Origin of the sequence: Paracoccus laeviglucosivorans, from assembly GCF_900182695.1 — a bacterium.
Classification (GTDB): domain Bacteria; phylum Pseudomonadota; class Alphaproteobacteria; order Rhodobacterales; family Rhodobacteraceae; genus Paracoccus; species Paracoccus laeviglucosivorans.
Map to the genome: position 1 here is coordinate 196,483 of NZ_FXTK01000002.1, position 14,002 is coordinate 210,484.

Below are 14,002 nucleotides of genomic sequence, written 5' to 3' on the forward strand. Positions count from 1 at the left end.
CGTGGTGGATGCCGCCGATGTAATGGTAACTTGCAACAAAAGTATGACGTGCAAGAAATATTGCAGGCTATTCGTCCCGCAGATCGAAACGCCGGATCAGTTCGCCCAGACGGGTCAGCGCGGACAGGCCATCGGGCTGGCGGCGGTTGCCAAGCGCAAGGATCAGGGCATTGCACAGCAGCATGGGCACGTTCAGCGTCTGAAAGCTGTCGTCATCGCCTGCGCGCGGCGCGGCCAGCAAAAGATCGGGGGCGGGGCTCAGCGCAGGGCCAATCGCATCCGAGATTGCCAGCGTCGCCGCGCCTTGTTCGCGGGCGACGTGCAAAAGCGTGGCATAGCTGCGGGGTTGGCGGCGAAACGCGAACAGGATCACTGCATCACCCGCGCCGATGCCCACCGCCTGTTCGGCCAGATCGCGCGGCCCGCCTGTCAACAGCACCGGCAGAAAGCCCATGCGCCGCAGCCGACGTTCGACCATCACGGCAAGGGCTGTGGCGTTGCCATGGGCAAAGATGAACTGCCGGGGCCGGTCGATCAGTTCGGCGGCGCGGGCGATGCGTGTCTGGTCGATGTGGTCCAGAATGGCCGAAAGTGCCGCGATCTCCTGACCGATCAGCCCGTCCAGAAGGTTGCCGCCACTGATTTGCAGCGTCGCCGACATGCGTTCGGCCGGTTCGGCGCCGTGCAGGAACTCGGCCCGCAGCGCGTCGCGAAAGGCGGCATAGTTGCGAAAGCCCAGCTTGCGCACGAAACGCGATGTCGTCGCTTCATGTGCGCCTGCGCGCTGTGCGAAATCCGCTGAGGTGCCCAGCGAGATTTCGCGCGGCGCGGCCAGAAGCCGGGCCACCAGCAGTTGTTCGGTGCCGGTCAGTTGGCCGCCAAGCGCCTGAATGCGTGACACAATGCCCCGGTCATCCATTTCATGCGCCAAAGCCATGCCGTGTCACCCTTGCTTGCAGGCCATCCGGTCGCAGACGGCTTGCAAGGCTTCGCATGTCCGCAAGGAAACTTCCATCGCCCGCGCGCAGCAGCCGGTGCGGCGCGCGGGCAGCGGGTCAGTCGCGTTCCTTGACGCTGCCGGTCTGGGGGTCGAGAAATTCGAAATGGCCATGCACCTCGATGTCGTCGAATAGCCCCTTCCACAGCGATACGCACAGGCCCACCATCACCAGCAGGAACGGCGCGGCGGCGATGATCGCTGCGGTTTGCAGGCCGTCCAGCCCGCCCATGACCAACAGCACCGATGCCGATGCCCCGGCCAGCAGCCCCCACAGCACGACGATGCCCGGACGCGGATGCGGCGTGCCGCGCGATGACAGCATTCCCATCACGACAGAGGCCGCATCGGCCCCCGACACGAAGAAGATGGCCACAAGGAACATCGCGACCGACGAGGTCACGGCAGCCATCGGGAATTGCTCAAGCAGCGCAAACAGCGAAACGGGTGCGCCCATTTCCTTGACCGCCTCGACCAGCCCGCCGGGGCCGGCCAGTTCGGAATGCAGCGCCGCGCCGCCCATGATGGTGAACCACACGAAGGTCACGGCGCTGGGGATCAGCAGCACGCCGATCACGAATTCCCGGATCGTGCGCCCGCGCGAAATGCGGGCGATGAACACGCCCACGAAGGGCGCCCAGGAGATCCACCATGCCCAGTAAAAGATCGTCCAGCTGGACAGCCATGCCGGGTCGTTGAATGCCGAGGTCTTGAAGGACATGATCACAAGGTCGCTTGCGTAGTAACCCAGCGCCTCGACCAGCGTATCCAGGATGAAGACGGTGGGACCGACCAGCGCGATAAAGGCCAGCAGCACCAGGGCGATCACCATGTTCATATTGCTAAGGAACTGGATGCCCTTGCCCACGCCCGACACCGCCGAGACGATGAAAAGCACCGTCAGCACGCCGATGATGACCAGCTCCAGCGTGTTCGTCTCACCGGTATGCCACAGGAAGTTCATGCCGCTGGCGATCTGCTGTGCGCCAAGGCCCAGCGATGTCGCGGTGCCAAACAGCGTCGCGATGATTGCCAGAATGTCGATCAGACGCCCGATCGGTCCGTGGATGCGGTCGCCCAGCAGCGGGTGGAACGCGCTGGAAACCAGCACAGGCAGGTCGCGGCGATAGCTGAAATAGGCCAGCGCCAGACCGACGACGGCATAGATCGCCCAAGGATGCAGCGCCCAGTGAAAGAACGAATATTGCATGGCCAGCAGCGCGGCTTCGCGCGTGCCGGGTTCGGCCAGCCCATGCGGCGGGGCCGAGAAATGGCTGATGGGTTCGGCCACGCCCCAGAACATCAGGCCGATGCCCATGCCCACGCTGAACATCATGCAGACCCATGAGCGGTCCGAGAATTCCGGCCGTTCGTCATCGCGGCCCAAGCGGATGCGCCCGAACCGGCTGACCGCCAGAAAGACCGAGAACATCAGAAAGCACGCGGTCGAGATAATGAAGCTCCATCCGAAGACGCGGATGATCCAGCCCAGCACTGCGCCTGCCGTGGCGGTCAGGCTGGCGGGGGCAAAGACGCCCCAGCCCACGAAACCCACCGCGATAATCAGCGCGGGCCAGAACACGCCGGGGTCCAGACCCAGCCTTTCCTTTGTCTGCATTTGCGACCTCCTGTTGATCTTGGCCCTGTTTTTCCGGGCAGTGATCCTGATTAGCCGCGACATCGAAATCGGCAGGGGTCGTGTCCGACATGTGGCGCATTTATCCCAATATGCCGTCGCAAACCTTCGCTGTGGATTTTTTAACCTATTGATATGGTTTGGCGTTGTGTTTTCCGAATGGCGCAGGAACGACGCGCCAGCATCGCCGCAGATGCCCGGATCACGGTTTTGCGACCAGAAGAATCGGCCATATGCGACATATGGCGCCATCCGGTCCAATCCGCGTTACCCGCACGGATTCGGGTGCGCGGGTTGCCCGGCAGGCAGGCATTGCCTGTATATATCTATAGTTGTGAAAAATGCGCGGATTCTTGCCAAAATTGCATTCGCGATCAGCGGGAATCCAGCGTAGCGCAAGGTCGGGTCGTATCCTGCAAGTGCCATCGCCCAGCCATCTGACGCCAGACCGCGCAATATGGTTATACATATTTTTCTGGTCATTGGCAGGAACCTGCACGCGCGATTGCTGCGCTGCGGCAATCGCGGGCGGATCGGCGGAATGCTCACGTTATTCTGACGGGTGTTGTCAGTGAAGCGTCAGAAAGCACTTGGCAATCATGGAGCTGCCAAAGGTCGCGCAATGGTTTGCGACTGCGGCAAAGACCCATCTTCGGGCGCAAGGTAGACGCGCTCCGACCAGCAAAAGGAAGATCCCGATGCCTGATCTGATGAAGGGGATTACCAGTTTCCGTGGGGACGTTTTCCCGCAACAGGCCGCACTTTACCGCCAATTGGCGCATGAGGGACAGAACCCGCAGGCGCTGATGATCTCATGCGCCGACAGCCGGGTCATGCCCGAGGCGATCACGCAATCCGGTCCGGGCGAGCTGTTCGTCTGCCGCAACGCCGGCAATATCGTGCCACCGTTTTCGACGATGAACGGGGGCGTGTCCTCGGCCATCGAATATGCCGTTCTGGCGTTGGGGGTCCGCGACATCATCGTTTGCGGCCATTCGGAATGCGGCGCGATGAAGGGGCTGTGCTGCCCGCATCTGCTGGAGCCGATGCCCAATGTCGCGGCGTGGCTGCGCCACAGCCACGCGGCCCATTCGGTCGTCACGCAAGCCTATCCCCAAGGCCTGACCGAGCCCGAGCTGATCCGTGCCGTCGCGCTGGAAAACGTGCTGGTGCAACTGGATCACCTGCGCACGCACCCATCCGTCGCGGCCAAGCTGGCGCAGGGGGAAATCACGCTGCACGGCTGGTTCTTCGACATCGAGACGGGCGGCGTGCTGGTCTATGACGGCGAAAAGCGCGGCTTCGTGCTGCCCCGCGACGGCGATGATCTGCCCGTCGCGATCAAGGGCCGTCTTCAGCCGCAGCTTGCCGCGCAGACCCCCATCGCGGCGGAGTGAACGTCATGCAGAAATATGCCTCCTCATTCTCGCGTGACTTTGCTGCCTCGCTGGTGGTGTTTCTTGTGGCCATGCCGCTGTGCCTTGGCATCGCCATTGCTTCGGGCGTGCCGGTGGCCATGGGGCTGATCTCGGGCGTCATCGGCGGGATCGTCGTGGGTTTTCTGGCCGGGTCGCCCTTGCAGGTGACGGGTCCGGCGGCGGGGCTTGCGGTCATCGTCTTTGGGTTTGTGCAGGAATACGGCGTCGCCATGCTGGGGCCGGTGCTGGTGCTGGCGGGTATCATCCAGATCGCCGCCGGTTTTCTGCGCATGGGGTCGTGGTTCCGCTCGATCTCTCCGGCCGTGGTGCATGGGATGCTGACGGGGATCGGGATCCTGATCATTCTGGGCCAGATCCATGTGCTGATGGGCAGCGCCCCTGCGGCCCATGCGACCGACAATATCGCCGCGATGGATGAGACCGTCTCGCGCGTGCTGGGCGACACGGTTTCGACCGAGGCGCTGGCGCTGCTGATCGGCCTGATCTCGCTGCTGGCGATGCTGGGTTGGGAAAAGATGCGCCCGAAATCGCTGGCGCTGGTGCCGGGTGCGCTGATCGGCGTGGGTGCGGGCACCACGCTGACCGCGCTGATGAACCTGCCCATCCCGAGGGTCGAGGTTCCGGCATCGCTGTTTGCCGATATCGCGCTGCCGACGGCGGACAGTTTCGCGCGACTGGCCGAGCCGGGGCTGATCATCGCCGCCGCTGTCATCGCGATCATCGCCAGTGCTGAAACGCTGTTGTCGGCGGCGGCCGTGGACCGGATGCATGATGGCGAACGCACCAGACTGAACAAGGAGCTGTTCGCGCAGGGTGTCGGTAACGGGCTTTGCGGTCTGCTGGGCGGGTTGCCGATCACCGGGGTGATCGTGCGTTCTTCGGCCAATGTGCAGGCGGGGGCAAAGACCCGCGCCTCGACCATCCTGCACGGGGTCTGGATTCTGGCGCTGATCGCGCTGCTGCCGGGTGTTTTGGGGCTGGTGCCGCTGACGGCCTTGGCGGCGGTGCTGCTGGTCACCGGCTGGCGCCTGATCGGCATCCATCACGTGCGCGAGCTTTTGACCCATCACGGCTTCTTCCCCGTGGGCATCTGGGCCGCGACGGTGGTGATGGTGGTGACGCATGACCTGCTGATCGGTGTTGGCATCGGTTTGGCCTTGTCGCTGGTCGAGGTGCTGCCCTGGCTGGTGCGCCGTTTTTCGATCCAGCGCACCGAACGGGGCGACGAAATCCATCTGGGTCTGGACGGGGCCGCAACCTGCCGCAGCGTTCCCGCGATGCTGGCGACGCTGGAAAACCTGCCCGAAGGCCGCAAGGTCCGGCTGGACGGGCAAGGCCTGCGCTACATGGACCACACCAGCGCCGAGACGATCTGCGAATGGGTCAAGCGCGAAACCCGCGCCGGTCGCCCGGTCGAGGTAATGCCACCCGAAGAAAGCGATCCGCGCATCGGGCGCATCTTTGCCCGCCTGTCCGCCGAGACGGCCTAAGCCATTCGCTGCGCAAAATATTTCGCGGCACCGGGAACGACCGGTGCCGCGCCACGCTTATGCCCCAGATGATTGCGGGATGGCTGGCATGAGTGACGAGACGACCAGGAAACTGCCCCAGACCGAGGCGACGCCGGACGAGGCCAAGGCGATCCCCGCCGACGATCTGGACGAACGCATGCCCTCCAAGGCCGCGACCGTCCATGAGCTGCTGCGCCGAGAGGGCGAGCGGGAACTGTCGCGCGAGGTCTTTGCGCTGTTCTGGTCGGCCCTTGCGGGCGGCATCACCATGAGCCTGTCGCTGGTCGCACGCGGCATCATCAGCGCCAACCTGCCCGAGATCGAGCTGGGCCACCTGATCGAGGCGGCGGGCTATACCTTCGGCTTCATCTTCGCCATTGCGGCGGGCCAGCAGCTTTTCACCGAAAACACCGTGACGCCCGTGGTGCCGGTCCTGCGCGAACCGTCCCGCGCGCATATCTGGCAGCTTCTGCGGCTGTGGGGCACGGTGCTGGTCGGCAATATCATCGGCTGCGCCATCGCGGCGGCGGTCTTCGTCTGGATGCCGATCTTCACCCCCGAAGTCGATGAAAAGCTTCTGGAGATCAGCCTGCACCTGATGGAGAAGACGCCCACGGCGATGTTCACCGGCGGAATCGTCTCGGGCTGGCTGATCGCGATCATGGTCTGGGCGATCTATGGGCTTGAGGCGTCCAAGCTGACCCTGATCTTTCTGGCGACATATCTGATCGCCATCGGGGATTTTCCGCATGTCGTCGTCGGCGCGATCGAGGTGGTCTATCTGCTGCTGCTGGGCCAGACGACGCCGGGCGCAGCGATCGGCACGTTCCTGATCCCGGTGACGCTGGGCAATATCGTCGGCGGCACGGCGATTTTCGCGCTGGTGGCCCATCTTGAGGTTCGCGCCGACGAGGAGGATTAAAGGTCCAGCCGGAACTCCTCGATCAGGTGCATGACCACGGCGCGCATCGCCTCATCATGATCGGCCCCGGCGGCCAGCGATGCGGTGAACACCGCACGCTGACGGTCGGCCGAGGTTTCGCGCGCCATATCGCGCAGCCGCGCCGTTGCGGGCTGGCTGTTCAGCGCATCGGCGTCTTCGCCGATCACTGCTAACCAATCCTCGGCCAGTTCGTCCAGGGGGCGGATGCTGCGGGTGCCAAAGTCGATCAGCCCCTGGGACACGCCATAGCGCAGCGCCCGCCAGCGGTTTTCGCCCAGCAGGAAATTGTCGTATTGCCGCCAGCGCAGGTTCTTGCGGTGCAGCCGCACCAGCATCCGGGCGGTCGCCTGTATCAGCGCGGCCATGGTCAGCGTATCGCGGATGCGGGGGCAGGCATCGCAGATGCGGGTTTCGACCGTCGGAAACCGCGACGAGGGGCGCAGATCCCACCAGATCTTGGAACTGTCCTCGATGATCTCCAGATCGGTCAGGGTGGCAATGGCACGCTGATACTCTTCCCAACTGGCGAATTGCGGGGGCAGGCCGGTGCGGGGGTAATTGCCAAAAACCGTCGTGCGGTATGAGGCAAGCCCGGTATCCGCCGCCTGCCAGAACGGGCTGGAGGCCGACACCGCCAGCAGATGCGGCAGGAAATAGGGCAGCTGGTTCATCAGATCGATGCGCATCGCGTCCGATGCGATGCCCACATGGACATGCATGCCGCAGATCAGCATCCGCCGCGACACTGCCCCCATCTCTCGTGAAAGTTGGATGTAGCGGTCTTTGTCGGTGCGGTTCTGGTCGCGCCAATCGGCAAAGGGATGGCACGCGACCGAGATGGGCGCCAGCCCGAATTCGCCCGCATGGCGCGCGATGGACCGGCGCAGCCGCGCAAGATGGTCGCGCGCCTCGGAGATGTCGCGGCTGACGGGGGTTCCGACCTCGATCTGGCAGCGCAGGAATTCGGGGCTGACCTGATCCTCAAGCTCGGCCTTGCAGGCAGCCATCAGCGCATCGGGGGCCTCGGCCAGCGCTCCGGTCTGGGCATCGACAAGCAGATATTCTTCTTCGATGCCCAGCGTGAAGTCGTCTTTATCCATGATGATCTGTTTTCAAAGGCTTGTCCGCGGATCAACACGGTGACGGGGGGCGATGTTCCCAGTCAGGCCATGGCCTGTTTGCGCCCCCTGAACAAACGCAGGATCAAAGGCAGACACCATATCACGATGGTCATGATGCCCAGCCCGGCGGCGATGGGTCTGCCGAAGAACTCCAGCAGGTTTCCGTTCGACTTGATCATCGAGGTGATGAAATGCTGTTCCAGCATGGGCCCCAGCACAAGTCCCAGAATTGCGGGAGCGATGGGGATGTCGTTTTCCTCCATGATGAAGCCCAGAACGCCGAAGCACAGCATCAGGATCACGCCGAAGACCGAGTTGGTGATCGCGAATGCGCCGACGATGCAGAACAGCAGAATGATCGGCATCAGGATGCGCTGCGGCACGGCCAGGATCGTGGTCGAGGCGCGGATCGCGATCCAGCCCAGCGGGATCATCAGCAGGTTTGCCAACAGGAAGACGATGAACAGCGCGTTGATCATCGTCGCCTGCTCGATGAAGATCGTGGGGCCGGGGTTCATGCCCTTGATATACAGCACGCCGATGACGATTGCGGTGATGGAATCGCCCGGAATTCCGAAGACCAGCGCCGGGATCCACGCGCCGCTGACGGCCGAGTTGTTGGACGCGCCCGCCTCGACCAGACCTTCGACATGGCCCTTGCCGAATTTTTCCGGCTCGCGCGAGAAGCGCTTGGACATGGCATAGGAAATCCACGCGGCGATATCGGCACCGGCACCGGGCAGCGCCCCGATCAGCGTGCCGGTGATGTTTCCTCGCATGGTCTGCTTGGGATAGCGTTTCAGCACCGCCCACTGGCTGCGGATCATGCCTTTGGTTTCCGGCTTCAGGGGCGGCGGCAGCTTGTGGCCGTGGACCATGTAGCGAAAGACCTCGGCCAAGGCGAACAGGCCGATCATCGCGGGGATAAAGGAAATCCCGCCCAGCAGATCGACATTGCCGAAGGTGAAACGCGGTTCGGCGGTGGGGTTGTCCATGCCGACGCAGGCCGCGACCAGACCGATCACCAGCGCGACCAGTCCCCGTGTGACCGAACCGGGCGACACGAAGATTGCGGCCGACAGGCCCAGCAGCACCAGCCAGAAATATTCGAAGGACGAGAATTTCAGCGCCACCTCGGCCAGCAGGGGCGAGGCGACGATCAGCACGATGGTGCCGAAGATGCCGCCGATGACCGAGAAGACCAGCAATGCGCCAAGCGCCTCGGGTCCGCGCCCGCTGCGGGTCATTTGATAGCTGTCATCGACATATGCGGCGCTGGCGGGCGTGCCGGGAATGCGCAGCAGCGCGCCCGGAATGTCGCCCGAAAAGATCGCCATGGCGGATGCCGTGACGATGGCCGCGATGGCCGCGATCGGCTCCATGAAAAAGGTGATCGGGACCAGAAGCGCGGTCGCCATGGTCGCGGTCAGGCCGGGGATGGCGCCCACGAACAGTCCGAAGGCCCCCGACAGAAGCATGACCATCAGGATCTGCCAGTCAAAGACCAGCGCAAAGGATTGGGAAAGCGTGCTCATATGCGGATCACCACGGCAGGGACAAAAGTTCGCCGCGTGGCAACGGCACCAGCAACATTCGACCAAAGGCGAATTGCACCACCAGCACCGTCACCACCGCGATGGGCAGGATCAGGATCGGGCGGGTGCGCGTCAGCCAAAGCATGATCGCCACCAGAACAAGGCTGGAGATGGTAAAGCCCACCCGATCCAGCACGACGCAATAGACGGCGATCAGCACGGTCGCCGCAGCAAGCTTGGCCCATGTGCCGCCGTCGCGTGCCCAATCGGTGATTTCGACCAATGCCATACCGCTTTCGTGGCGCAAGCCCTGCACCAGCATCACCAGCCCCAGCACAATGGCCATGACGGCCACCACCTCGGGCAGGGTCTCGGCGCCGTATTTCTGCCCCGGCAACGGCGAGAACTGCATCGAGGCAAGGAACAGCGCCACGCCCCCCAGCAGTGTCAGCAGTCCCAATGCTCGGTCTCCTAGTCTCATGCCAGCCTCCCCTCTGGATGGACGGGGCCGCGACGGGCGCGGCCCTTTTTCGTTACTTCGCCAGACCGGCTTCCTTCATGATCGCGCCCAGCGTCGCGTCGTCTTCGGCAACGATGCGGGTGGTATCTTCGGGGCCGGCCCAACGCAGGCCGAAGCCGCGTTCGGTCATGAAGTCCTGATATTCCTTGCTTTCATAGGCCTTCTGGATCGCGGCGGTCAGCTTGGCGCGCACGTCATCGGGCATCCCCTTGGGGGCGGCGATGGTGCGCCAGACCGACAATTTCCAGTCCGAGCCGGTGGCCTCTTTCAACGGCGGTGCGTCGGGGAACATTGCCTGCGGTTCATCCGACATGCTGGCCAGCGCGCGCACGCGGCCTGCGTCGATCAGTGCCCGCCCCTCGGCCAAAGACGAGGGCACAAGCTGCACGCCGCCCGCCACCATATCGGTCAGACCGGCGGATGCGCCCTGGCTGGGCACCCAGGCGACGTTTTGCAGCGGGATGTCTTCGGACAGCATCCAGCCCAGCATGTTCAGGTGCCAGATGCCGCCCTGACCCGTGCCCGATGCCTTGAGCGTGCCGGGCGCTTCGGATTTCATCGCATCGCGCAGCTCGGCTGCGGTTTTCCAAGGCGCGTCCTCGGCCACCATCAGCCCGCCCGGATCGGCATTGACCATGGCGAGGAAGTCGAAATCCTCATGCGTCAGCTGGGTCAGGCCCTGCCAATGCATCATGTCGATCTCGATCGTGACGACGCCGATCGTGTAGCCATCGGGCCGCGCGCGCGAAATCGCCGTATGGCCCACCACGCCCGAGCCGCCGGTGCGGTTCACCACGTTCACGGGCTTGCCCAGTTCCTGCTGAAGCATCTGCGCAAAGATGCGGCCCACCGCATCCGTGCCGCCGCCCGCGCCCCAAGGCACGATCATTTCGATCGGGCGTTCGGGATATTCCGCCAGCGCGGGCGTCACCGCCGTCAACGTCAGCGCAGCCGCCACCAGCGGCAGAAATGATCTGCGTTTCATCCATTTTCCTCCCTAGGGCGCTGCGGCCCCTCCGACATGAAGGATTGGGGATTGTGTATACATTGTCAACGATGCAGGGCGATTGCAGGATGAATTTGATCAACGACGATGATCCGCAATGCATACGCAATGATCATCGCCCAGACTGCGGCACACGCGACACGCGACTGCGGCAGGAAAAGCACGCTGCGGCGGTATCGGTGCAACGGTATCTGGGGGCGCGGTTAATTGTGTATTAAAACTCTCAGGAAAAGCGAATCGAGGTTCGCGGCCTTAACTCACTCCGGTCGCGCATCCACTAGGTGAAAGGTTGCCTGACATGACCCTCTCGTCCCGTGTATTGCTGCTGGCGGGAACCAGCCTTCTGACGTTGGCGCTGCCCGCATTGGCGCAGACCGAAACGACGGCTCAGTCCGTCGTGCTGGACGAGGTGGTGTTGACCGCGACAACCGACACCACGGCTGCCGCCGACGGATACGTCGCGAGTTACAGCCAGATCGCGACCAAATCGGACGTTCCTCTGGCGGAAACGCAACAGTCGGTTTCGGTTGTGACCAATCAGCAAATCCGTGATCAGGGCGCCGAAAACCTTGGTCAGGCGCTGGGTTACACCGCTGGCGTGCTGGCCGAACCCTTTGGCAAAGACCCGCGCTTTGACACACCCTATGTCCGGGGCTTCAAGGCTGAAAACGCGCAATACGTGAACGGTTTGCGTCAGGGCCGCTATTTTGGCGCGATCAAACAGGAAATCTACGGTATGCAGCAGATCGAGGTGCTGCGTGGTCCGTCATCGACGCTATATGGTGCGGGCTCTCCGCTGGGCGTCATCAACATGGTGCAGAAACGCGCGCAGAACTATGATTTCGGTGAAGCGGGCATTGGGTATGACAGCAACCAAAGCAAGCAGTTCTTCTTTGATGTCAACCGCGCTCCCAGCGAGGAACTGTCGTGGCGCGTGACCGGCATTGGTCGTGATGACAGCACCCAGATCGAGGACCTGACCAACAAGGGCGGTTATCTGGCCGGAGCGGTTCGCTGGACGCCCACCGATGCGACCACGATCGACTTTCTGCTGACCTATACCAAGGACAAGCCGATGCCGCCGACCGGTGTGCCCTTCGCGCTGACCGGGACGGGACATGACGATTATCTGCGCGAACTTTATACCGGCCAGAAGGACTGGGACGACAGTGACCGCAAATCCATCAGCTTTGGCGTCGAATTCAGCCATGAATTCGACAATGGCTGGAAGTTGAGCCAAGGTTTCCGCTACGAAAAGCTGGATTGGAACTATCGCACCACCTACGCATCGGCGGTCAACGGTCCGACCTCGTTCAGCCGTGGCTCCAGCGAGCAGCTGGAAGACAGCGATACCGTCAGCCTTGACACCCGTCTGAACGGCGAAGTCGTTACGGGCGGCATCACCCACAAGCTGTTGTTCGGCGCGGATGTGCGCAAATATGACGCAACCGAAAGCAGCCAGTTCTTTACGGCGTCGGATCTGAACTGGGAAGATCCCGATTACTACGCAGGTGGCCGCACGCCATATGGACCCGCGAATGCAGGGCCCTCCACGCTGCGTCAGGCCGGCATTTATGCGCAGGACGAGATCGAATACGGCAATTGGCGCGGTTCGGTAGGCCTGCGCTATGACTGGGTGGAGCAGACGGGTGAGCGTTACGGCTCGGTCTCGGAGTACAAAGACAACAAGGTCACGGGCCGCGTCGGTCTGGGCTACCTGTTTGCAAATGGCGCAATGCCTTATGCCAGCTATTCGACTTCGTTCGATCCGCAGGCCGGGCTGGACATCGACGACAACGTTTTGCGTCCGACCGAGGGTGAGCAGTGGGAACTGGGCGTCAAGTATCAGCCGCAATCCTTTGATGGCCTGATCAGCGTTGCTCTTTATGACTTGCGGCAGACCAACGTGAACCGCACAGTGGACCGTCCCAACGGCGAACCGGGCAGCGGCATCCGCCAGATCGGCGAGGTCCGGTCGCGCGGCATCGAACTGGAAGCGACTGCCCAACTGGCCGAAGGCTGGAAGGTGCGCGGGGGCTACGCCTATAACAAGACCGAACAGAAGGCTCCGGCGGGCGATGTGCTGGACGGCAAGGAACTCGCGGATGCGCCGCGCCATTTGGCAAGCCTGTGGATTGACCGCGATTTTGGCAATGGCCTGCGCGTCGGTGGTGGTGTCCGCTATCTTGGTTCGCGTTTCATCAACGCATCCAACACCGCCAAGCTGGACAGCGTCACTCTGGTCGATCTGGGCGGCAGCTATACCTTCAACAATATCGAGACTTCGGTGAATATCACTAACCTCACCGATGAGGTCTATGTCGGTGCCTGCGGATTCTCGTATTGCAGCTATGGCGAAGGCCGCACCATCCAAGCCAAGATGACCTACAAGTGGTAAGCGGACCGGCCCCTTTGTTGGGTCGGCGAGGCTTCCTGATCTCCGCCGCGGCTTTGGCTGCGGCGGGGCCAGTTTTTGCGCAGGGCAGCGGTTCGATGCGGCTGGCCGCCATAGACTGGGCCATGCTGGAGACCGCCACGGCCATCGGTCACGCCCCTGTCGCAGCCTGCGAGCTGATCAGCTATCACGGCGAAGCCTCGGTCCCCGAGGTGCCGGGCATGGTCGATCTGGGCCTGCGCGGTGCGCCGAATTACGAATTGCTGCAACTGATCCGGCCCGATCTGATTCTGACCTCGCCGTTCTATGTCCAGCACGAAGCGCGGTTGCGCTCGGTTGCGCCGGTGCTGTCGCTTGAGTTTTATGTTCCGGGCGCACCGCCCTTTGCCAAGGCGATGCAGGCCATGGCCGATCTGGCTGCTGCGACGGGCGACCCGGATGCGGGCGCGCGGGCGCAAGCAGAAACCATGGTGCAATTGGACGGTCTGGCCGCGCGGCTTGCACCCTTTGCCGACCGGCCCGTAAGCCTGATCGACATCGGCGATGCGCGGCATCTGCGCGCCTTTGGCTTTGACAGCATGTTCGGGGACGTGCTGGGGCGGCTGGGCCTGCAGAACGCCTGGACCGACCGCACCCAGTTCAGCTTCCGCGCGCCTCTGCCGATCGAACGGCTGGCCGAGACGCCCGAGGCGCGTATCGTCATCGCAGGCGAAATCCCGGTCGAGGCGCTGGACGGGTTGCGGCGCAGCATCCTGTGGCAAGCGTTGCCCGCAGTGCGCGACGGACGGATCTATGTTCTGCCGAACGTCAACGCTTTTGGCGGCATACCTTCGGCGCTGCGGTTTGCCAATCTGCTGGCCGAAGCATTCGAGACGGGGCCGATCACCATATGAACGTGA

11 protein-coding genes are annotated in these 14,002 nt (G+C 63.0%); 5 read left to right on the forward strand and 6 right to left on the reverse strand.

Annotation, left to right across the window (positions count from 1 at the left end; genetic code table 11):
• Positions 1-67: 67 nt before the first annotated feature.
• A complete protein-coding gene (locus FN835_RS03045) occupies positions 68-937 on the reverse strand; it encodes a MurR/RpiR family transcriptional regulator (RefSeq protein WP_221930387.1) in 870 nt (289 codons plus the stop codon).
• A 118-nt stretch (positions 938-1,055) separates the two neighbouring features.
• Complete coding sequence (locus tag FN835_RS03050; RefSeq protein ID WP_142661725.1) at positions 1,056-2,615, reverse strand: BCCT family transporter; 1,560 nt, start codon at positions 2,613-2,615, stop codon at positions 1,056-1,058.
• A 716-nt stretch (positions 2,616-3,331) separates the two neighbouring features.
• Between FN835_RS03050 and FN835_RS03055 the strand changes: the two genes are divergently transcribed.
• From FN835_RS03055 to FN835_RS03065, 3 genes are all read left to right on the forward strand, one after another.
• Entirely contained in the window at positions 3,332-4,030 is a 699-nt protein-coding gene (locus FN835_RS03055) for a carbonic anhydrase (RefSeq protein WP_142661726.1), read from the forward strand.
• A 5-nt stretch (positions 4,031-4,035) separates the two neighbouring features.
• Complete coding sequence (locus tag FN835_RS03060) at positions 4,036-5,562, forward strand: SulP family inorganic anion transporter (RefSeq protein WP_142661727.1); 1,527 nt, start codon at positions 4,036-4,038, stop codon at positions 5,560-5,562.
• Positions 5,563-5,650: 88 nt separating this feature from the next.
• Complete coding sequence (locus FN835_RS03065) at positions 5,651-6,505, forward strand: formate/nitrite transporter family protein (protein WP_142661728.1); 855 nt, start codon at positions 5,651-5,653, stop codon at positions 6,503-6,505.
• Here FN835_RS03065 and FN835_RS03070 read toward each other — a convergent pair.
• The 4 genes from FN835_RS03070 to FN835_RS03085 form a co-directional block, all read right to left on the reverse strand.
• Positions 6,502-7,626 carry a carboxylate-amine ligase gene (locus tag FN835_RS03070; protein WP_142661729.1) on the reverse strand — a complete coding sequence of 375 codons (1,125 nt, stop codon included), beginning with the start codon at positions 7,624-7,626 and terminating at the stop codon, positions 6,502-6,504. The two genes, FN835_RS03065 and FN835_RS03070, sit on opposite strands and share 4 nt — an antisense overlap.
• Before the next feature lie 62 nt (positions 7,627-7,688).
• Positions 7,689-9,182, reverse strand: coding sequence for a tripartite tricarboxylate transporter permease (locus tag FN835_RS03075; RefSeq protein ID WP_142661730.1), 1,494 nt, complete (start codon positions 9,180-9,182; stop codon positions 7,689-7,691).
• Between the two features lie 7 nt (positions 9,183-9,189).
• Complete coding sequence (locus tag FN835_RS03080; protein WP_185958562.1) at positions 9,190-9,642, reverse strand: tripartite tricarboxylate transporter TctB family protein; 453 nt, start codon at positions 9,640-9,642, stop codon at positions 9,190-9,192.
• A gap of 73 nt (positions 9,643-9,715) precedes the next feature.
• Complete coding sequence (locus FN835_RS03085) at positions 9,716-10,687, reverse strand: Bug family tripartite tricarboxylate transporter substrate binding protein (RefSeq protein ID WP_142661732.1); 972 nt, start codon at positions 10,685-10,687, stop codon at positions 9,716-9,718.
• 319 nt (positions 10,688-11,006) lie between these two features.
• On the opposite strand from FN835_RS03085, the gene FN835_RS03090 reads away from it, so the two are divergent.
• Together FN835_RS03090 and FN835_RS03095 are read left to right on the forward strand one after the other, a co-directional pair.
• The gene (locus FN835_RS03090; protein WP_142661733.1) at positions 11,007-13,106 is read left to right on the forward strand and encodes a TonB-dependent siderophore receptor; all 2,100 of its coding nucleotides are present in this window, start codon (positions 11,007-11,009) and stop codon (positions 13,104-13,106) included.
• The gene (locus tag FN835_RS03095; protein WP_185958563.1) at positions 13,100-13,996 is read left to right on the forward strand and encodes an iron-siderophore ABC transporter substrate-binding protein; all 897 of its coding nucleotides are present in this window, start codon (positions 13,100-13,102) and stop codon (positions 13,994-13,996) included. The genes FN835_RS03090 and FN835_RS03095 overlap by 7 nt, the downstream gene beginning before the upstream one ends.
• Positions 13,997-14,002 lie beyond the last annotated feature (6 nt).